Origin of the sequence: Streptomyces sp. NPDC051561 (genome assembly GCF_044454195.1) — a bacterium.
GTDB lineage: Bacteria > Actinomycetota > Actinomycetes > Streptomycetales > Streptomycetaceae > Streptomyces.
Genome location: NZ_JBITDM010000023.1, coordinates 20,998 through 38,781 on the forward strand (window position 1 = coordinate 20,998; position 17,784 = coordinate 38,781).

A 17,784-nucleotide genomic window follows, 5' to 3' on the forward strand; every position below is an offset into this window, starting at 1 on the left:
GTTCCGCACCACGGCCCAGGGGGTCAGAGCCGCTCGGGCGTGCGGATGCCCAGGAGGGCCATGGCCCGGTGGATGGTGCGGGTGGTGAGGTCGCAGAGGAAGAGGCGGTTCTCGGCGACTTCGAGGGGCGGGGCCGGCTTGATGACCGGGCACTCGGAGTAGAACGTGGTGAAGAGGGAGGAGAGCTGGTAGACGTACGCGGCCAGCTTGTGCGGCTCGTAGGAGGCGCCCGCCTCCGCCACGACCTCGCCGAACTGGTCCAGGTGCAGGCCCAGCGCCCGCTCCGCCGGGGCGAGTTCGAGCTCCGGGTGCGCCACCGGCTTGCGGTCGCCCGCATCCCGCAGGATGGAGCGGCCACGGGCGTACGCGTACTGGCTGTAGACGCTGGTGTCGCCGTTCAGCGAGACCATCTGGTCGAGGTCGAACTTGTAGTCGCGGGCGGCGGACGTCGACAGGTCGGCGTACTTCACCGCGCCGATGCCGATGTCCGCACCGTTGGTGACGATCTCGGACTCGGAGAGGTTGATCTTCTCGTTGTTCTTCTCGCGGACGACGGTGGTGGCCCGCTCGACGGCCTCGTCGAGGAGGTCGATCAGCCGGACCGTCTCGCCCTCACGGGTCTTGAACGGCTTGCCGTCCTTGCCCAGGACCGTGCCGAAGCCCAGCTGGTGGGCCAAGACGTCGTCGGTCAGCCAGCCCGCCCGGCGGGCGGTCTCGAAGACCATCTTGAAGTGCAGCGACTGGCGGACGTCGACGACGTAGAGGAGGGTGCTGGCCTTGAGGTCGCCGACCCGGTTGCGGATCGCGGAGAGGTCGGTGGCGGCGTATCCGTAACCACCGTTGGACTTCTTCACGATGAGCGGGGTCGGGTTGCCGTCCGGGCCCTTGACGTCGTCGAAGAAGACGCAGAGGGCGCCCTCGGAGCGGACCGCGACGCCGGAGTCCTCCAGGATCCGGCAGGTCTCTTCGAGCATGGCGTTGTAGCCGGACTCGCCGACGATGTCGGCGTCGGCGATCTCCATGTCCAGCTTGTTGAAGACGGAGTAGAAGTAGATCTTCGACTCGTCGACGAACCGCTGCCACAGGGCGAGGGTCTGCGGCTCACCGGCCTGGAGGGCGACGACCCGGTCCCGGGCGCGGGCCTTGAACTCCTCGTCGGAGTCGAAGAGCACGCGGGACGCCTTGTAGATCCGGTTCAGGGAGGACATGGCCTGCTCGCCGTCCACCTCGCCGTCGGCGGCGTCGCCGTGGTCCAGCTCGGACGGGTGCTCCAGCAGGTACTGGATCAGCATGCCGAACTGGGTGCCCCAGTCGCCGATGTGGTGGCGCCGGACGACCTTCTCACCGGTGAATTCGAGCACCTCGGCCATGGCGGCGCCGATCACGGCGGACCGCAGGTGGCCGACGTGCATCTCCTTGGCCACGTTCGGCTGCGCGTAGTCGATGACCGTCGTACCGGCGTCGTCGTTGTACGCGACGCCCAGCCGGTCGTCCGCGGCGCGCGCGGCCAGGGTCTCGACGATCGCCCGGTCACTGACCGAGATGTTCAGGAAGCCGGGGCCCGAGACCTCGATCTCCTTGATGGTGGCGTCGTCCGCCGGGAGCTTGCCGAGCACCTCGGTCGCCAGCTCGCGCGGGTTCGCCTTCGCCTTCTTGGCGAGGGCCAGGATCCCGTTGGCCTGGAAGTCGGCCCGGTCGCTTCGGCGCAGCAGCGGGTCCGCGGGGGCGGCGTCCGGCAGGGCAGCCGAGAGCGCGTCCGCGAGGCGCTGATTGACGGTCGAGGCGAGCGAAGGGACCGAGGCCATGGGGTGCCGTTCCTATAGAGGGGTTACGTGGAGTTGTGACACCGAGTATTTCACGCAGGCCCACGGAGCCCCGCGCAACCTAATTCGTGAGGCCACCGTCTGCCTGTCTGGGAGAATGGCCCTGCCAGCTTCAAACGAATCCGGAGAATCAAGGACGTGCCGACCGTGCCCCAGAGCAGCGCCACCGAGACCGACTGGGTCTCCCGTTTCGCGGACGATGTCATCGCCGAGGCGGAGCGACGTGCGCCTGGCGCGAAACACTCTGGCGCTGCCGCGCCGGTGGTCGTCGTCGCGTCCGGCCTCTCCCCCTCCGGCCCGATCCACCTGGGCAACCTCCGCGAGGTCATGACCCCGCACCTGGTCGCCGACGAGGTGCGCCGTCGCGGGTACGAGGTCCGGCACCTGATCTCCTGGGACGACTACGACCGGTACCGCAAGGTCCCCAATGGTGTCCCGGGCATCGACGAGTCCTGGGCCGAGCACATCGGCAAGCCGCTGACCTCGGTCCCGGCCCCCGCCGGCTCCGCGCACCCGAACTGGTCGGAGCACTTCAAGTCCGCCATGGTCGAGGCGCTGGGCGAGCTGGGCGTCGAGTTCGACGGCATCAGCCAGACCGAGCAGTACCTGGCCGGGACGTACCGCGAGCAGATCCTGCACGCGATGCGGCGCCGGGGCGACATCGACGCGATTCTGGACCAGTACCGGACCAAGAAGGCCCCCGCGAAGAAGTCGCAGAAGCCGGTGGACGAGGCCGAGCTGGAGGCCGCCGAGGGCTCCGGTGCGGCCGGCGAGGACGACGGCACGAGCGGCGGCGCGTACTACCCGTACAAGCCCTACTGCGCGCAGTGCGAGCGCGACCTCACGACCGTGACCGCCTACGACGACGACTCGACCGAGCTGTCGTACGTGTGCGTCTGCGGGTTCTCCGAGACCGTCTTCCTGAACGAGTTCAACCGCGGCAAGCTGGTCTGGAAGGTCGACTGGCCGATGCGCTGGGCGTACGAGGGCGTGGTCTTCGAGCCGTCGGGTGTGGACCACTCGTCGCCGGGGTCGTCGTTCGTGGTCGGCGGGCAGATCGTGCGCGACATCTTCGACGGGGTGCAGCCGATCGGGCCGATGTACGCCTTCGTCGGGATCAGCGGGATGGCGAAGATGTCGTCGTCGAAGGGCGGTGTTCCGACCCCGGGCGACGCGCTGCGGATCATGGAGGCGCCGCTGCTGCGGTGGCTGTACGCGCGCCGTCGGCCGAACCAGTCCTTCAAGATCGCCTTCGACCAGGAGATCCAGCGGCTGTACGACGAGTGGGACAAGCTGGAGTCGAAGGTCGCGGACGGGTCCGCACTGCCTGCCGACGCGGCTGCGCACTCGCGTGCGGTGCGGACGGCCGGGGGTGAACTGCCGCGTACGGAGCGGGCGTTGCCGTACCGGACGCTGGCGTCGGTGGCGGATGTCACCGCCGGGGACGAGGAGCAGACGCTGCGGATCCTGACCGAGCTGGACCCGGAGAACCCGGTCACGGACCTGGACTCGGTCCGGCCGCGGCTGGACCGTGCCGAGGCGTGGATCTCGACGTATGTGCCGGCCGATCAGCGCACCATCGTGCGCGAGGAGCCGGACGCCGAGACGCTCGGTGCGCTGGACGAGGACGGCCGGGAGTCGCTGCGGCTGCTGGCCGAGGGGCTGGATTCGCACTGGTCGCTGGACGGGCTGACGACGCTGGTCTACGGCGTGCCGAAGATCCAGGCCGGGTTCGCGGCGGACGCGAAGCCGACCCCGGAGCTGAAGGTGGCGCAGCGGACGTTCTTCGCGCTGCTGTACCAGCTGCTGGTGGGCCGGGACACCGGTCCGCGACTGCCCACGCTGCTGCTGGCAGTGGGGGCGGAGCGGGTGCGGAAGCTGCTGGGGGCGTAGGGGGTACGGAGGCCTGGGGGGCGGGGCTTGAGGGGGACGTGAGGTCGCGTCCGCCTCAAGCCCCGCCCCCCTCGTGCAGGGGGACCGCACGTTTCCGTGGTCGGCGGTGTCCGTCTTTCGCTGGACGCGGGGCGGGGGCGGGGTCCGGCACCGTGGACGTATGAAGAACGAATGCGTGGCGGTCGTCGGCTGGATCCTGGGGATCGAGGGCGCGCTCGGGCTCATCGGGATCAAGTGGCTCGACGGGGACCTGGGCCTGATCCACCTGCTCTTCACGCCGGACACCTGGGTCTACGTCGTCCTGGTGGTGATCGGCGTCGGCGTTGCCGTCGGGCACGAGGCGGCGAGGAAGCGCGGGCGGGTGCGCGGCTAGGGCGCGGGCCCGGGGGGGCCCGAACGCGGTTCAGGCTCGTGCGCTCAGGCGGTCAGGCGCTGTTCTCGTTGTCGTCCAGTTCGAGCTGGAACTGCTCCACGAAGCGCTTGTGGTACAACTCCAGCTCGTCCGGCGGGAGTTGCTTGCCGTGCAGGGCTTCCAGGTACTCGCCGAACTGCGTCGGAGTCGGTATCCCGGCGTTCGCCCCCGTGCACCTGCGGAACGCGTCGTAGTACACGTCGTCGTCCAGTACGAAGTCGGCGTCCTCGTCCGCGTCGTAACCACCGAGCGGGCGGCTGCGGTTGGGGCCGGCGGGGACCATCACCTGGGGCGAGTAGTCCTGAGCGGGGCCCTGCGCCTGGGCCTGCGCCTGGGCCTGCGCCTGCGCCTGGGCCTGTTCCTGGTACGCGAGGTACTGGGCCTGCTCCGCGTACTCCCTCTCGTCGCTCGGGTACTGCCCGGCCGGGACCGGGGCGGGGGCCGCGAACCACGGGCTGGGGTGCTGCGGGGGCTGCTGCTCCGCGAGCGGGTCGGGGCCGAGGTCGGGGGCGGGCTCCTGGGGGTGCTTCACCAGGTTCGCGCGGGGGCCGGGGACCTGCCCGGGGGAGGTCTCGTACGCCTCGTGCGCCTCGCCTGCCTCTTGGGCCGCGTACCCCTGCTCGTACTCCTGCCCCTGCTCGTACTCCTGCTCCCGCTGCTGCTGCGGCGCGGCCGCGAGGGCCGGGGTGTTCGAGGGGGCGGAGTCGGTGGCCGGGGCCGGGGCCGGGGGCAGCAGTGCCGGTTCGATGCCCGCCGCGGCGAGGCCGACCGCGGCCGTGTCGGCCAGCGGGACGCCGATCTTGGCGAGGCGCAGGGGCATCAGGGCCTCGACGGGGGCCTTGCGGCGCCAGGAGCGGCCGTAACGGGCCTGGAGGCGGGCCTGGTAGATCAGCCGGTCCTGCTCCAGTTTGATGACCTCTTCGTAGGAGCGCAGCTCCCACAGCTTCATCCGGCGCCACAGCTTGAAGGTGGGCAGCGGGGAGAGCAGCCAGCGGGTGAGGCGGACGCCCTCCATGTGCTTGTCGGCGGTGATGTCCGCGATCCGGCCGATCGCGTGCCGGGCGGCCTCGACGGAGACGACGAAGAGGATCGGGATGACGGCGTGCATGCCGACGCCCAGCGGGTCGGGCCAGGACGCGGCGCCGTTGAACGCGATGGTGGCCGCGGTGAGCAGCCACGCCGTCTGACGCAGCAGCGGGAAGGGGATCCGCATCCAGGTCAGCAGCAGGTCCAGGGCGAGCAATACGCAGATTCCCGCGTCGATGCCGACCGGGAAGACGTAACTGAAGTTGCCGAAGCCCTTGGCCAGCGCCAGTTCGCGCACCGCCGCGTACGAACCCGCGAAACCGATGCCCGCGATGATCACCGCACCGGTGACCACCACACCGATCAGTATTCGGTGCGTCCGTGTCAACTGCATCGCGGCCACCCGCGACCCCTCCCGTACGTCCCATTCCGGTGTCCACACCCGGCGTTCAACCCGGACCCGGCGGCCCACAGCCTGGCACACGCCGACGGGGGTCCGGCCCCCGGGAAAGAGACCGAACCCCCGCAAAAGTACTCAAACCGGGCCCAGTTGTAGTCAAGTCGTTGACTACAAAGGGACCTACGACAGGAACCGCACCTACTGGTTCGCCTTGGCGATCGCCGCCACGATCTCCTTGGCCGCCTTCTGCGCGCCCTTCATCAGGTCCGCCTGCGCCGGAGCCTTCGTGCCCGCGTAACCCGAACCGTTGTAGTCCAGGGTCACCACGACATTGCCGGTACGGGTCACCACGACCGCGTGCTGGAACTCGGTGCCGGCCTCCTTCGCCCCGTACGACACGGTCGTCGCCTGGTCGCCGATGCCGCTCACCGGGTTCGACCGGGCATCCTTCACGCCGTCCTTGCTCTGTACCTTGCCGACCTGCTTGTCGAGCTGCTTCTTGGCGCGCTCGTCACCGCTGCCCAGCGTCTGGTTCGACTCGAACCGCTGCACCCCGTACGTCAGGTAGTGGTACTGCGAACCCTTCAGGCCCTTGTCGTCCAGGCCCTTCCACGAGCACCCACGACGCGCCTGCGGGTCCGACGAGGTGTCCGCCGCACCCTCGGCCTTCTCGGCCTTGGGCACCAGCTCGCCGATCGTCGCCTTGCCGAGCGCCTTGCACGCGTCCGGCAGCGCCGCGAACTTCGCCGGCTCCACGGTCGGCGCCGCCGACGGAGACTGCTTGGCCGTCGCGCCCTGGTCCTTCTTGCCGCTGTCCGAGCCGGAACCGGAACCTGAACCGGAACCGGAGTCCGACGAGCAGCCGGCCACCACGAGCAGCGCCGGAACGGCGGCCGCGCAGGTCAGTATGCGGGCGAGACGGGGGGCTTTTCGGTACATGGTTCCTGTGGTTCCTTCGCTGTTGCTGTCACTGTCGAGTCGAGAGGCGTTGCTCACCGTCGGTCACTCATTACGGCTGTCGGTCACTCACTGCCGGAGAACTGCTCGGCGAGTTTACGGGCCAGCCCCTGTGCCCGGTCCTGAAGCGTTCTGCTGTCGGGAACCTGATCGGTGCGGCCCGGCTGCTCGCCGTACTTGATGGTCACAATCACGTTGGACGTACGGAAAACGACCGTCACCGTCCGGTCCTGCGCCGACGACGACCCCACCTTCGCCAGTACGTCGTTCAGGAACGCGACGTCGCCGAGACCGCCGAGGGTACGCGGCTGAAGCTCCGCGGGGTCGGGGGCGCCGGGCGTACCGGAGGGGGAAGCGGAAGCGGAACCGGTCGGCGGCGCGGACGGCCCGCCGGGGGGCGTGGTGGCTCCGTCCGAGGGCGCGGTGGCCCCGGGCGTCGGCGAGGTCACCGGCGCACTCTCACGCGGCGCGGGCAGGTTGGCCTCGGTCAACAGGTCCGCGTACACGCGCTGCGCCCGGTCGTCGTCACTCACCGCGCCGTCGTACGACACGACCCGCTCGAAGTCGACGACCAGCTGGTGCGCGCCGTCCGGGGACTCCGCCTTCCAGCGGCAGCCGACCCGGCGGTCCGTGTCGAATGTCACCGCCGGCTCCCCCGCGAGCAGCTTCCGCTGCTGGTCCTCCGGCAGCGCGGCGGCCCCCGGCAGCATCGCCTTCAGCTGGCCGCGGTCGACGTTCCGGCAGGGCTCGGGCAGCGTCCGGTACTTGCCGGGCGCGGCGGGCGCGGCGCTGGCCTCGCCCGGCTTGGAGTCGGGGGTGCCTTCCTCGCCGGTGGTCCCGCCGGAACACCCCGCGCTGCCCACGGCGAGGGCCGCGAGCAGCGCGATGCCGGGCACGGAGGCCCTTGCGTAAGCCTTGACGCCCGCCTGTCGTGGCACGGTCCGGGGCCCCCTTCGGTGGTGTGTCTGTTGCTGACTCGGTTGCTGTCTCGCTCGGTGGCACTGCGTAAAAGCGTTTGCCGCCCGCAGGCGGCCAATGCCCACAATGTGTATCGCACGAGCTGGTGTGGATGCCGGTCCGCTGTCCCTTTCGCGACCATTCCCCACCCTTTTTGCACTATGTGCGCTTCATGCAGCTCAGGTCCAATTGACCTGAGGTGAAACTGATCTTCGGGGGAATCGGGGAAGTCATGTCATACGTCGAGGTACCGGGCGCCAAGGTCCCGATCCGCATCTGGACCGATCCGGCCTCCATCGATGACGGCGCGATGCGGCAGCTCCACAACGTCGCCACCCTCCCCTGGATCAAGGGCCTGGCCGTCATGCCGGACGTCCATTACGGCAAGGGCGCCACGGTCGGCTCCGTCATCGCCATGAAGGGCGCGGTCTGCCCGGCGGCGGTCGGCGTGGACATCGGCTGCGGAATGTCCGCCGTGAAGACCTCACTGACCGCGAACGACCTCCCCGGCGACCTGTCCCGCCTCCGCTCGAAGATCGAGCAGGCGATTCCGGTGGGGCGCGGAATGCACGACGATCCGGTGGATCCGGGGCGGCTGCACGGGTTCCCGACGGCGGGGTGGGAGGACTTCTGGGGGAGGTTCGAGGGGGTCGCCGACGCGGTGAAGTTCCGGGAGGGGCGGGCTGCGAAGCAGATGGGGACGCTTGGCAGCGGAAATCATATGGTTGAAGTTTGTACTGATGAGGTGGGTTCGGTCTGGCTGATGCTGCACTCCGGCTCCCGGAACATCGGTAAGGAGCTGGCTGAGCATCACATCGGCGTTGCGCAGAGGCTGCCGCACAATCAGGGACTTGTCGACCGGGACCTTGCGGTCTTCGTCTCGGACACCCCCCAGATGGCGTCCTATCGGAACGACCTCTACTGGGCGCAGGAGTACGCGAAGTACAACCGCGCCATCATGATGGGACTTCTCAAGGGCGTGATCCGCAGGGAGTTCAAGAAGGCCAATCCGGCCTTCGAGCAGGAAACCTCGTGTCATCACAATTACGTCGCCGAAGAGCGTTACGAGGGGATGGACCTGTTGGTGACCCGCAAGGGGGCGATCCGTGCCGGTTCGGGTGAGTACGGGATTATCCCGGGATCCATGGGGACCAGCTCGTACATCGTGAAGGGGCTTGGGAACGAGAAGGCCTTCAACTCGGCTTCGCACGGTGCCGGACGGAGGATGAGCCGCAGCGCGGCGAAGCGGCGTTTCACGACTCGGGACCTGGAGGAGCAGACGCGTGGCGTCGAGTGCCGAAAGGACACTGGAGTGCTGGACGAGATCCCGGCCGCGTACAAGCCGATCGAACAGGTCATGGAGCAGCAGCGGGATCTGGTGGAGGTCGTCGCGAAGCTGAAGCAGGTCATCTGTGTGAAGGGGTGAAAGCGTTGGGGGCCTCGGCGAATGAGCACCGAGGCCCCTGGATGCTCAGTAGCCGGTAGGGGTTTCGCTGGGGGCTGCCACCCGGCCGGTGCGCAAGCGCCACAGGCGAAGAGCGCAGCTGCTTTCGGTGCGGTTCAGCTCGGTGGCGGCTGTCCCGGCGTTCCCGATCTTCAGCAGTGCTGTGTCCTCCCAGGGTTTCCAGATGCGTCGGCCGACGACCCGCTTCGTGCCTGCCGGACTCTCCCAGGCCGCCAGTGAGGTTGCGGCCAGCTGCTTACGCTCCAGCGAGAGGCAGCCGGGGTAGTACAGGTCAGCTGCCAACTCCCTGGCTGGTTCCTTCTGGAACATCACGTTGTAGATGTCATCGCGCTTGTTGCGTCCGATGTAGCGCTGTGCGCCCGTGACCTTCCTGCCGTAGACACAGAAATAGGCGCCGACTGCGGTGCTGGCGGTGGTCAGCGAGATGAAAGGCAGGCCCTGGGACGTGTAACCCACGGAACCGTCGGCGTCGACTACACCGCGCAGGTAGTCACGGCGCGAGAACTCGACCTTGGGCGGGGTGATCTTCCTGGACTTCTTGCCGTACGGGATGCCGAGCTCGTTGAGTCGGGTGCGGGCTTCGAGGGCGCACAGGGTCCAGGTCGCGGAGTGGTGCGACGCGGAGAAGTTCGTGGCACGGGTGCGTTCGGTGATGCTGCTGTTGTACGGCGTTAGCCGTTGGAACTCCTGCAGGATGGCGATGTCGCGGATGTTGATTTCCACGGACAGCTTGCCCTTGCGTCCGGTGCCTGCCTGGAGGTGCCCGTCCGCCTGGAGGAAGCCGAACATGTAGGCGTAGTTGGGGTCCTCCAGGTCCATGAAGGACACCGGTGCTTCGGGGGTCAAGGCGCTGAGGTCGAAGAGCGCGGGAGGGTTAGGGTCGTGTTCAGCCATGGGGAAGTTTTGCCTTCCTTGTGGTGAGGCTCTCGGTCGGGATTGCACTCCTGGCCGGGGGCCGTTTTGTTTGGTCGTGGGGCGAGCGTAGGGCGGGGTTTCGGGGGTGGAGTGGGGGATCGGGGGCGTTCACCCGTACGAGTGCTGGGTGGGGGTCTTGGCTAAGGTGCCGGGGTTCGTCCGTATCGCCGTACCTGCGCTAGTGGAGTCCTGCACATGCCCGAGATGACGTCCGACCTGCGCTCCGACTGCGGGAGTTGTTTCGGGTTGTGCTGTGTGGCTTTGACGTTGACGAAGTCGTCGGACTTCGCGATCGACAAGGCTGCGGGGAAGCCGTGCCCGAATCTGGGGGAGGACTTCGGGTGTGGGATTCACTCGAAGTTGCGGGGGGAGGGGTTTGCCGGGTGCACCGTGTACGACTGTTTCGGGGCGGGGCAGAAGGTGTCGCAGGTGACCTTTGCGGGGGTCAACTGGCGTGAGGAGCCGGGAAGTTCGGAGCTGATGTTCGCTCTGCTGCCGGTGATGAAGCAGTTGCACGAGCTGCTCTGGTACGTCGGGGACGGGCTGGCGCGGGAGGTCGCGCGGCCGGTGCACGGGGAGTTGCGGGGGGTGCGGGAGGAGATCGAGGCGATCACGCGGGGGAGCGCGGAGGAGTTGATCGCGCTCGATGCGGAGGGGCTGCGGCAGAGGGTCAACGGATCGCTGGTGAAGGTGAGCGAGCTGGTGCGGGGGGAGTGGGCGGCCGCAGTGCCGCGGAAGAAGGGTGGGAAGAAGCGGCGGACGGATCTGCGGGGGGCGGATCTGATGGGGGCGCGGCGGGCGGGGGCCGATCTGAGGGGGGTGAACCTCCGGGGGGCGTATCTCATCGCGGCGGATGTGAGCGGGGCGGATCTTCGGGGGGCGGATGTGATCGGGGCGGACTTTCGCGATGCGGATGTGCGGGGGGCGGATTTGAGCGAGGCGTTGTTCTTGACGCAGACGCAGGTGAATGCGGCGTTGGGGGATGGGGGGACGAGGATTCCGGGGGCGGTGGAGAGGCCAGAGCGGTGGGGTCGGTAGGGGGGTGCGGGGGCGTAGATGGGCCGGGGTGGGTGGGGTGCGACTCCGTCGGGGGCCGCCCCCTTGCCCGCCCGTTCCGCCCCCGGGGGGCGGCCCCGCCGCCCAAGCGGGCTGACGGTGGTGGGAGGGGCGGGCCCGCCGCCCGAGCGGGCTGACGGTGGTGGGGGAGGGGCGGGCCCGCCGCCCGAGCGGGCTGACGGTGGTGGGAGGGGCGGGCTCGCCGCCCAAGGGGGCTGACGGGGGTGGAGGGGCGGGTCCGCCGCCCGGGCGGGCGGTGGTAGTGCGGGGTGGGGCTACAGCTCGCGGTGGACCTTGGTGTTGGAGGCCTGGGCGCGGGGGCGGACGACCAGGAGGTCGATGTTGACGTGGCTGGGGCGGGTGACGGCCCAGGTGATGGTTTCGGCGACGTCGTCGGCCGTGAGGGGGTTGGCCACGCCGGCGTAGACCTTGGCGGCCTTCTCCGTGTCGCCGTCGAAGCGGGTCAGGGCGAACTCGTCGGTCTTGACCATGCCCGGGGCGATCTCGATGACCCGGACCGGGGTGCCGACGATCTCCAGGCGAAGGGTCTCCGCGAGGACGTGCGCACCGTGCTTGGCGGCCACGTAGCCGCCGCCGTTCTCGTAGGTGGCGTGACCGGCCGTGGAAGACAGGATGACGACCGTGCCGTCACCGGAGGCGGTCAGGGCCGGGAGCAGGGCCTGGGTGAGGTTGAGGGTGCCCAGCACGTTGGTCTCGTACATCTGACGCCAGTCGGCGGGGTCGGCGGTGGCGATCGGGTCCGCGCCGAGTGCGCCGCCCGCGTTGTTGACCAGGAGGGCGATGGTGCGGAAGGCGGTGGCGAACTCGTCGACGGCGGCGCGGTCGGTGACGTCCAGCGCGTACGGCATGGCCTGGTGACCGGCGGCGACGAGTTCCTCGGCGAGTGCCTCGATGCGGTCCTTGCGGCGGGCGGTGAGGACGACGCGGTAGCCGGCGGCGGCGAGTTGCCGGGCGGTGGCAGCGCCGATGCCGCTGCTCGCTCCAGTGATGACGGCGATGGGGGCGGAGGCGGAGGCGGTGGCGCTGGGCATGCGGGCTGCTCCTCGGACGTACGTGGAAAGGGAAAAGGGGTGCGTGCGTACGAGGATAAGTCGGGTCAGCGGCCTCTTGGGGCGTACATGATCAGGGCCATACCGAGCAGGCAGACCAGCGCTCCGGTGATGTCCCAGCGGTCGGGACGGTATCCGTCGGCGACCATGCCCCAGACGATCGAGCCGGCGACGAAGACCCCGCCGTAGGCGGCCAGGATGCGGCCGAAGTCGCCGTCCGGCTGGAGGGTGGCGACGAAGCCGTACAGGCCGAGGGCGATGACGCCCGCGCCGATCCAGATCCACCCCTTGTGTTCGCGCACACCCTGCCAGACGAGCCAGGCGCCGCCGATCTCGAAGAGCGCGGCGAGGACGAAAAGGGCTGCTGAGCGGGCGATGAGCATGGGCATAAGGGTGGCATGTGGGGGTGGTGGGGAGGAGGCGGCGGGCGGAGCGGGTAGATCACGCTGCATGTCATCGATGTCAGAGCGGTTGTTGCGCGTGGGGTTGCTGGTGCTGCTGGTCGTGGGGGTGGCCGTGCCGGGGGCGGCTGCCGCCGAGGAACCGGAGACGGATCTCGGGCATCACGGGGAGGTCGTGTACGAGAAGGGCGGGCGCCTCGCGCTGCGGATGCGCACCTGGAACCACGGTCCGGTGAGTCTGGACTCGGCGGCGGTACGAGTCTCCTTCTCGGCACCGGTGGAGGGCAGCTTCCCGGCGGCGTGCAGGCGGGCGGGGGCGGCGGTGCTGGTGTGCGAGACGGGGGCGCTGCGGGCCGGGGCGGTGAGCCCACGGCCACTCAGCTTCGACCTCAGGGTGGCGGGGACCCCGGCGGAGACCGTGGTGGAGGTGCGGACGGTACGTCTCGGGGCGGGCGAGGTACGGCCGGTGACGCGGGACCTGAACCCGGACAACGACCGGCAGCGGGTGCTGGCGCCGGCCACCGGTGACACGTACTACTTCTAGCCCGCCTGCTGCCGGCCCGCCCACCGGGTTGCGGAACGGCCACGCCCGCGTCATTCCCCGTGTGCGGCGCCCGGCGGACTGGGAGGGTGGCGTGCATGCCGACTTCCAAGGAAAGCTCCGACGTGATCGTTGTGGGCGCGGGCCCCACCGGGCTGCTGCTCGCCGGGGACCTCGCCACCGCGGGACTGCGCGTGACCCTTGTCGAACGCCGCTCCCACACCGCGGGCAATCTCACTCGCGCCTTCGCCGTGCACGCCCGCACCCTCGAAGTGCTGGACGCGCGCGGTCTCGCCGACGAACTGCTGAAGACGGGGCGCACGCTCACCCGGCTCGCCTTCTTCGGCAGCCTCAGCCTGGACCTCAGCAAGCTGCGCTCGCGCTTTCCGCTGGTGCTGATCACTCCGCAGTACGAGGTGGAACAGCTGCTGGAGCGCAGGGCGCTGGCCGCGGGGGTCGACTTCCGTTACGACACGGAACTGGTCGGCCTCCAGGCCCGGACGACCTCGGTGACCGCCCAGCTCAAGTCTGCGGACGGTGAGTTGACCGACATCGAAGCGCCCTATCTGGTCGGCGCGGACGGGGTGCACAGCACTGTCCGCGAGGCGCTGGGGCTGCCGTTCCCGGGGGAGTCGGTCATCAAGTCGATAGTCCTGGCGGACGTACGGCTGGAGGAGGAGCCGGAGTCCGTCATCACCGTGGGCGGACAGGGGGACGCGTTCACCTTCATGGTGCCGTTCGGGGACGGGTACTACAGGGTGATGGGCTGGGACCGTCATCACGAGGTGCCGGAGTCGGATCCGATCGAGCTCGACGAGGTGCGGGACATCGCGCGGACCGCGCTGGGCAATGACTTTGGGATGCACGAGCCGCGGTTCCTGTCGCGCTTCCACAGTGATGAGCGGCAGGTTCCGGCGTACCGGACGGGGCGGGTGTTCCTGGCGGGGGACGCCGCGCATGTGCACTCGCCGGCCGGCGGGCAGGGGATGAACACCGGGCTCCAGGACGCGGCGAACCTGTCGTGGAAGCTGGCGGCGGTGCTGCGGGGACGGGCGGAGGACGAGCTGCTCGACACGTATCACGCGGAGCGGCACCCGGTGGGGGCGTTGGTGCTGCGGACCAGCGGGGCGCTGATCAGGGTGGCGATGGCGCATTCGCCGGTGCAGCGGGCGGGGCGGGCGGTGGTGACGCGGGTCTTCAACTCGCTGAGGCCGGTTACCTCGCGGGCGATGGGGATGGTGTCGGGGATCGGAATCTCGTACGGGCGGGGGCGGGGGGAGCACTTGCTGGTGGGCCGTCGCGTCCCGGACCTGGCCCTGGCGGAGGGCCGTCTCTACGAACTGCTCCGCAAGGGGGAGTACGTGCTGGTGGCGGGGGTGGACGGCCCGGTGCCGTCGGAGATCCCTCCGCATACGGTGCGGGGGCACTGGGCACGGAGGTCGTCGCTGCTGGTGCGGCCTGACGGGTATGTGGCCTGGGCGGGGGAGGTGTAGGGGGTACGAGGTCGGGGCGGGCCGGAACCGGGGCGAGCCGACGTCGGGGTGGGCCGGGGTGGGTGGGGTGCGACTCCGTCGGGGGCCGCCCCCTTGCCCGCCCGTTCCGCCCCCGGGGGGCGGCCCCGCCGCCCAAGCGGGCGGGGGTAACGCGGAGAGGCGGGCGGCCCCGCCGCCCAAGCGGGCTGGGGTAACGCGACGAGGGGGGCGGCCCCGGCGCCCAGGCGGGCGAGGCATGCGAAGGGGCGGGGAGGGGATCTGTGCCGCAGGCCGGAGGAGGGGGCTACCGGCCGAATTCGGTGACTGCGGCGTCGACCAGGGCCGCGAGGTGGGTGTGGTGGGCGCCTCGCCAGTACGGGCGTCCGCAGAGAGTGCACTGGGCGAAGACGTCCTGGGTGCGCTCGGTCCCAGGAGCCAGCCGATCGGCGACGGACTCCTTGGTCGCGGCCGCGAGCGGCCCGTTGCACGCCGTGCAGCGACTCCACGGCGTCAGCACCGGAGCGAACCGCCCCAGCACGTCCCTGAGTTGTTCCTCGGGCCGGTCGCTGTAGACGTACGCCCCGGCGAAGAGTTCACGGCGCCGCAGCAGTCCCCGGTCCCTGGACAGCAGAACACGCTGCTCGCGGGCCGAGTGCGTGGCGAGGGCGGGGTCGCCGATGTCCTCGCTGAAGTACGCGGCGTCCACCCCGAGCAGGCGAAGGCGCCGGGCGAGGGTGCCCAGGTGGACGTCGAGGAGGAAGCGCAGGGGTGCCCCCGGCACCGACTGCGGGCGGGCCACCGCCCGTACCTCGATGCGTTCTCCGGCCGCGGGGACATGACCGACCCCGACCGCCCTTCCGTCGACGTACAACTCGCCCGCCTCGGTGAGCGGGACCCCGAGCGACTCCACGACATGGCCCAGCGTGGACGCCCCGTCGGTGACGGCGTCGGTGCGGCCCGCACGTCGGTCGGGTGCGACGAAGAGGTGCAGCTCCGGCGCGAAACTTATCTGGATCTCGGGTCCGTTCACGCGGTCAGGATGCCACCGGGGCAACACCTGCGGCACGGCAGTTTCCGAACACCGTGCGCCCGACGGCCCGCAGCTCCCTGAGTGGCTGCCTCCGACACCACCCTCCGGGTGCCTCTCCCCGCTGCTCTAACCTGCCGCCATGAAGACCATCGATCTTGGCCCCGGCGACCCCCGCCTCCTCTCCGACCTGCTTCCCGTGCTCCTCGAACTCCGCCCCCACCTCACCGAGCAGACCTTCACCGAGGTGTACGAGGAGGGCCACCCGGTCGGGCTCCGCTTCTCCGCGACGTACGACGACAACGGCACCTGTGTCGGGGCGGCCGGCTGGCGGGTGCAGGTCAACACCAGCACCCTGCGCATGCTGTTCGTCGACGACCTGGTGACCGCGGCGGCGGCCCGCTCCACGGGCGTCGGCTCGCATCTCCTCGGCCATCTCCAGGACCGGGCCAAGGAGTCCGGCTGCAAGAGGTTCGTGCTCGACTCGGGGACCCAGCGCACCCGGGCGCACCAGTTCTACCTGCGCGAGAAGATGGAGATCGCGGCCTTCCACTTCCAGAAGGACGTGCTGTCGTAGCCGGGGCGTGCCGCGCGGTCCTCCCCCGGTCGGGGTGCCCTCCCCTCCTTGCGGCGTTACCCCGCTCCAGGGCGGGAACCCGTCCCGGTGTACCGGCCGTACCCCCCCGGGAAGGACGCCTCATGCCCATCGCCACCTACAGCACAGTCGCCCTGGACTGCCCCGACCCGCCCGCGCTCGCCGAGTTCTACGCGAGCATCCTCGGCGGTGAGATCAAGCAGTACGACGCCGACTGGTACGACCTGCACGTCCCCGGCGGCCACCGCATCTCCTTCCAGCGCGTGCCCGACCTGCACCCGCCGGAGTGGCCGAACGCGGAACGCAACTCCCAGCAGCTGCACCTGGACCTCGACGTCCCCGACCTGGACGAGGGCGAACGGCAGATTCTCGCCCTGGGCGCCAGGCCCCTGGACACGGAGGACCGGCAGCGCAGCTTCCGGGTGTACGCCGACCCGGCCGGCCACCCGTTCTGCCTCTGCCAGGAGTGAGCCGGGCACGGTACCGGCGGTGAAGCAAGGTATCGGCGGTGAAGGGGGCAGCCCGGAGGATCGGGCCGCCCCCTTCCGCGGGGCCCCCTCAGAGCCCCCTTCCGCGGAGCCCCCTCAGAGCCAGCCGTTGCGCCGGAAACTTCTGTGCACCACAAAGCAGGCTGTCACCATCAACCCCAGAGCCAGTGGATAACCCCAGACCCACTTTGTCTCCGGCATGAAGTCGAAGTTCATGCCCCAGACCCCGCAGCCCATCGTGGGCACCGCGATGATGGCCGCCCAGGCGGTGATCTTCCGCATGTCCTCGTTCTGCGCGACGGTCACCTGGGCCAGGTGCGCCTGGAGTATCGAGTCGAGGAGCCCGTCGTACGCGGTGATCTGCTCGACGGTCCGGGCGAGATGGTCGGCGACGTCCCTGAAGTACGGCTGGAGCTCCGGCGGCACCGGCGGCATCGGCTTCAACGGGTCGGTCAGCGCGAGCAGCGGGCGGTCCAGCGGGGCCACCGCCCGCCGCAGTTCGAGGAGTTCGCGCTTGAGCTGGTAGATCCGGCCCGGGTCGACCCTGCCCGCCGCCGCGCTGAACACCTCGCTCTCCACGGCGTCCAGGTCGTCCTGCAACGCGTCCGCCACCGCCTCGTACTCGTCGACCACATGGTCCGCGAGGGCGTGCAGCACGGCGGCCGGGCCCAGCGCGAGCTGATCCGGGTTGTCCTCCAGGGCCTCCCGGATCGGGCCGAGCGATCCGCTGGGCCCGTTGCGTACCGTGATCACGAAGTCCCGGCCGGTGAAGACCACCAGCTCGCCGGTGTCCACGATCTCGCTGCTCGCGGTGAGTTCCTCGTGCTCGACGTAGCGCACGGTCTTGAAGACCGCGAAGAGGGTGTCGTCGTACCGCATCAGCCGGGGCCTGCGGTGCGGGCCCGCCGCGTTCGCGACCGCCAGCGGGTGCAGTCCGAACAGGTCCGCCAGCGAGTCGAGTTCCTCCTGGTCGGGCTCGTGCAGTCCGAGCCACACGAAGGACCGGTCCTCGCCCTTGCGGACCCGTTCCAGCGCCTCGGCCGCCGAGCAGTCCCTGGCCCGGCGTACGCCCTCCTCGAAGACCACACAGTTCTCCACCGCGCTGCCCAGCGGGGAGCGGGAGGGGTGGCTGAGGTCGACGCCGCGGCCGGTCACCCGGCGGACCGCGCGGCGCAGATGACGGAGCCGTGGGCGGGGGAGGGACACGGACAGGGTCATACGGGGGAGGGTCACGTCGGGGGCTCCTGGCAGGGCGTCACGACCGGACCGCACCTTCGTGGTGGCCT

Annotated in this window: 17 protein-coding genes; 8 read left to right on the forward strand and 9 right to left on the reverse strand. The window is 70.0% G+C overall.

The genetic code is table 11. The features are described from left to right. Positions 1-23: 23 nt before the first annotated feature. Positions 24-1,805 (reverse strand): arginine--tRNA ligase, encoded by a 1,782-nt coding sequence (gene argS / locus ACIA73_RS34100; protein ID WP_399442799.1) that lies wholly within the window; start codon positions 1,803-1,805, stop codon positions 24-26. 156 nt (positions 1,806-1,961) lie between these two features. On the opposite strand from argS, the gene lysS reads away from it, so the two are divergent. After that, positions 1,962-3,716 carry a lysine--tRNA ligase gene (lysS, locus tag ACIA73_RS34105; protein WP_399442800.1) on the forward strand — a complete coding sequence of 585 codons (1,755 nt, stop codon included), beginning with the start codon at positions 1,962-1,964 and terminating at the stop codon, positions 3,714-3,716. 160 nt (positions 3,717-3,876) lie between these two features. Continuing rightward, the gene (locus ACIA73_RS34110; protein ID WP_399442801.1) at positions 3,877-4,089 is read left to right on the forward strand and encodes a hypothetical protein; all 213 of its coding nucleotides are present in this window, start codon (positions 3,877-3,879) and stop codon (positions 4,087-4,089) included. 52 nt (positions 4,090-4,141) lie between these two features. Here ACIA73_RS34110 and ACIA73_RS34115 read toward each other — a convergent pair whose 3' ends face one another. From ACIA73_RS34115 to ACIA73_RS34125, 3 genes are all read right to left on the reverse strand, one after another. Next, on the reverse strand, positions 4,142-5,548 hold the full coding sequence (locus ACIA73_RS34115) for a DUF2637 domain-containing protein (RefSeq protein ID WP_399442802.1): 1,407 nt from the start codon (positions 5,546-5,548) through the stop codon (positions 4,142-4,144). 204 nt (positions 5,549-5,752) lie between these two features. Further along, positions 5,753-6,493 carry a DUF3558 domain-containing protein gene (locus ACIA73_RS34120; RefSeq protein WP_399442803.1) on the reverse strand — a complete coding sequence of 247 codons (741 nt, stop codon included), beginning with the start codon at positions 6,491-6,493 and terminating at the stop codon, positions 5,753-5,755. An 83-nt stretch (positions 6,494-6,576) separates the two neighbouring features. After that, the gene (locus ACIA73_RS34125; RefSeq protein ID WP_399442804.1) at positions 6,577-7,449 is read right to left on the reverse strand and encodes a DUF3558 domain-containing protein; all 873 of its coding nucleotides are present in this window, start codon (positions 7,447-7,449) and stop codon (positions 6,577-6,579) included. Positions 7,450-7,700: 251 nt separating this feature from the next. Here ACIA73_RS34125 and ACIA73_RS34130 point away from each other — a divergent pair, with 251 nt between their 5' ends. After that, positions 7,701-8,894, forward strand: coding sequence for an RtcB family protein (locus ACIA73_RS34130; RefSeq protein WP_399442805.1), 1,194 nt, complete (start codon positions 7,701-7,703; stop codon positions 8,892-8,894). Positions 8,895-8,939: 45 nt separating this feature from the next. Here the strand turns inward: ACIA73_RS34130 and ACIA73_RS34135 are convergent, their stop codons facing one another. Further along, positions 8,940-9,827, reverse strand: coding sequence for a hypothetical protein (locus ACIA73_RS34135; RefSeq protein ID WP_399442806.1), 888 nt, complete (start codon positions 9,825-9,827; stop codon positions 8,940-8,942). Between the two features lie 216 nt (positions 9,828-10,043). Between ACIA73_RS34135 and ACIA73_RS34140 the strand changes: the two genes are divergently transcribed. After that, positions 10,044-10,886, forward strand: a complete 843-nt coding sequence (locus ACIA73_RS34140) for a pentapeptide repeat-containing protein (RefSeq protein WP_399442807.1) — start codon at positions 10,044-10,046, stop codon at positions 10,884-10,886. A 293-nt stretch (positions 10,887-11,179) separates the two neighbouring features. Here the strand turns inward: ACIA73_RS34140 and ACIA73_RS34145 are convergent, their stop codons facing one another. Together ACIA73_RS34145 and ACIA73_RS34150 are read right to left on the reverse strand one after the other, a co-directional pair. After that, a complete protein-coding gene (locus ACIA73_RS34145; protein ID WP_399442808.1) occupies positions 11,180-11,956 on the reverse strand; it encodes an SDR family NAD(P)-dependent oxidoreductase in 777 nt (258 codons plus the stop codon). Positions 11,957-12,021: 65 nt separating this feature from the next. Further along, entirely contained in the window at positions 12,022-12,357 is a 336-nt protein-coding gene (locus ACIA73_RS34150; RefSeq protein WP_399442810.1) for a YnfA family protein, read from the reverse strand. 67 nt (positions 12,358-12,424) lie between these two features. Here ACIA73_RS34150 and ACIA73_RS34155 point away from each other — a divergent pair, with 67 nt between their 5' ends. Beyond that, the gene (locus ACIA73_RS34155; RefSeq protein ID WP_399442811.1) at positions 12,425-12,919 is read left to right on the forward strand and encodes a hypothetical protein; all 495 of its coding nucleotides are present in this window, start codon (positions 12,425-12,427) and stop codon (positions 12,917-12,919) included. A 95-nt stretch (positions 12,920-13,014) separates the two neighbouring features. After that, the gene (locus ACIA73_RS34160; protein WP_399442812.1) at positions 13,015-14,409 is read left to right on the forward strand and encodes an FAD-dependent oxidoreductase; all 1,395 of its coding nucleotides are present in this window, start codon (positions 13,015-13,017) and stop codon (positions 14,407-14,409) included. 283 nt (positions 14,410-14,692) lie between these two features. Here the strand turns inward: ACIA73_RS34160 and ACIA73_RS34165 are convergent, their stop codons facing one another. Beyond that, positions 14,693-15,418 (reverse strand): Mut7-C RNAse domain-containing protein, encoded by a 726-nt coding sequence (locus ACIA73_RS34165; protein ID WP_399442813.1) that lies wholly within the window; start codon positions 15,416-15,418, stop codon positions 14,693-14,695. Positions 15,419-15,557: 139 nt separating this feature from the next. Here ACIA73_RS34165 and ACIA73_RS34170 point away from each other — a divergent pair, with 139 nt between their 5' ends. Together ACIA73_RS34170 and ACIA73_RS34175 are read left to right on the forward strand one after the other, a co-directional pair. Then, positions 15,558-15,992, forward strand: coding sequence for a GNAT family N-acetyltransferase (locus ACIA73_RS34170; RefSeq protein ID WP_399442814.1), 435 nt, complete (start codon positions 15,558-15,560; stop codon positions 15,990-15,992). A 122-nt stretch (positions 15,993-16,114) separates the two neighbouring features. Then, the gene (locus ACIA73_RS34175; RefSeq protein ID WP_399442815.1) at positions 16,115-16,480 is read left to right on the forward strand and encodes a VOC family protein; all 366 of its coding nucleotides are present in this window, start codon (positions 16,115-16,117) and stop codon (positions 16,478-16,480) included. Between the two features lie 114 nt (positions 16,481-16,594). Here the strand turns inward: ACIA73_RS34175 and ACIA73_RS34180 are convergent, their stop codons facing one another. Further along, the gene (locus ACIA73_RS34180; RefSeq protein ID WP_399442895.1) at positions 16,595-17,716 is read right to left on the reverse strand and encodes a magnesium and cobalt transport protein CorA; all 1,122 of its coding nucleotides are present in this window, start codon (positions 17,714-17,716) and stop codon (positions 16,595-16,597) included. Positions 17,717-17,784 lie beyond the last annotated feature (68 nt).

What these genes read in the sequence shown, in the direction of transcription:
- ACIA73_RS34170 (WP_399442814.1), top strand. Translation starts at nt 15,558, where the DNA reads ATGAAGACCATCGATCTTGGCCCCGGCGACCCCCGCCTCCTCTCCGAC.
- ACIA73_RS34135 (WP_399442806.1), bottom strand. Translation starts at nt 9,827, where the DNA reads ATGGCTGAACACGACCCTAACCCTCCCGCGCTCTTCGACCTCAGCGCC.
- ACIA73_RS34115 (WP_399442802.1), bottom strand. Translation starts at nt 5,548, where the DNA reads ATGCAGTTGACACGGACGCACCGAATACTGATCGGTGTGGTGGTCACC.
- argS (WP_399442799.1), bottom strand. Translation starts at nt 1,805, where the DNA reads ATGGCCTCGGTCCCTTCGCTCGCCTCGACCGTCAATCAGCGCCTCGCG.
- ACIA73_RS34180 (WP_399442895.1), bottom strand. Translation starts at nt 17,716, where the DNA reads ATGACCCTGTCCGTGTCCCTCCCCCGCCCACGGCTCCGTCATCTGCGC.
- ACIA73_RS34110 (WP_399442801.1), top strand. Translation starts at nt 3,877, where the DNA reads ATGAAGAACGAATGCGTGGCGGTCGTCGGCTGGATCCTGGGGATCGAG.
- ACIA73_RS34150 (WP_399442810.1), bottom strand. Translation starts at nt 12,357, where the DNA reads ATGCTCATCGCCCGCTCAGCAGCCCTTTTCGTCCTCGCCGCGCTCTTC.
- ACIA73_RS34130 (WP_399442805.1), top strand. Translation starts at nt 7,701, where the DNA reads ATGTCATACGTCGAGGTACCGGGCGCCAAGGTCCCGATCCGCATCTGG.
- ACIA73_RS34175 (WP_399442815.1), top strand. Translation starts at nt 16,115, where the DNA reads ATGCCCATCGCCACCTACAGCACAGTCGCCCTGGACTGCCCCGACCCG.
- ACIA73_RS34160 (WP_399442812.1), top strand. Translation starts at nt 13,015, where the DNA reads ATGCCGACTTCCAAGGAAAGCTCCGACGTGATCGTTGTGGGCGCGGGC.
- ACIA73_RS34155 (WP_399442811.1), top strand. Translation starts at nt 12,425, where the DNA reads ATGTCATCGATGTCAGAGCGGTTGTTGCGCGTGGGGTTGCTGGTGCTG.
- ACIA73_RS34120 (WP_399442803.1), bottom strand. Translation starts at nt 6,493, where the DNA reads ATGTACCGAAAAGCCCCCCGTCTCGCCCGCATACTGACCTGCGCGGCC.
- ACIA73_RS34140 (WP_399442807.1), top strand. Translation starts at nt 10,044, where the DNA reads ATGCCCGAGATGACGTCCGACCTGCGCTCCGACTGCGGGAGTTGTTTC.
- ACIA73_RS34145 (WP_399442808.1), bottom strand. Translation starts at nt 11,956, where the DNA reads ATGCCCAGCGCCACCGCCTCCGCCTCCGCCCCCATCGCCGTCATCACT.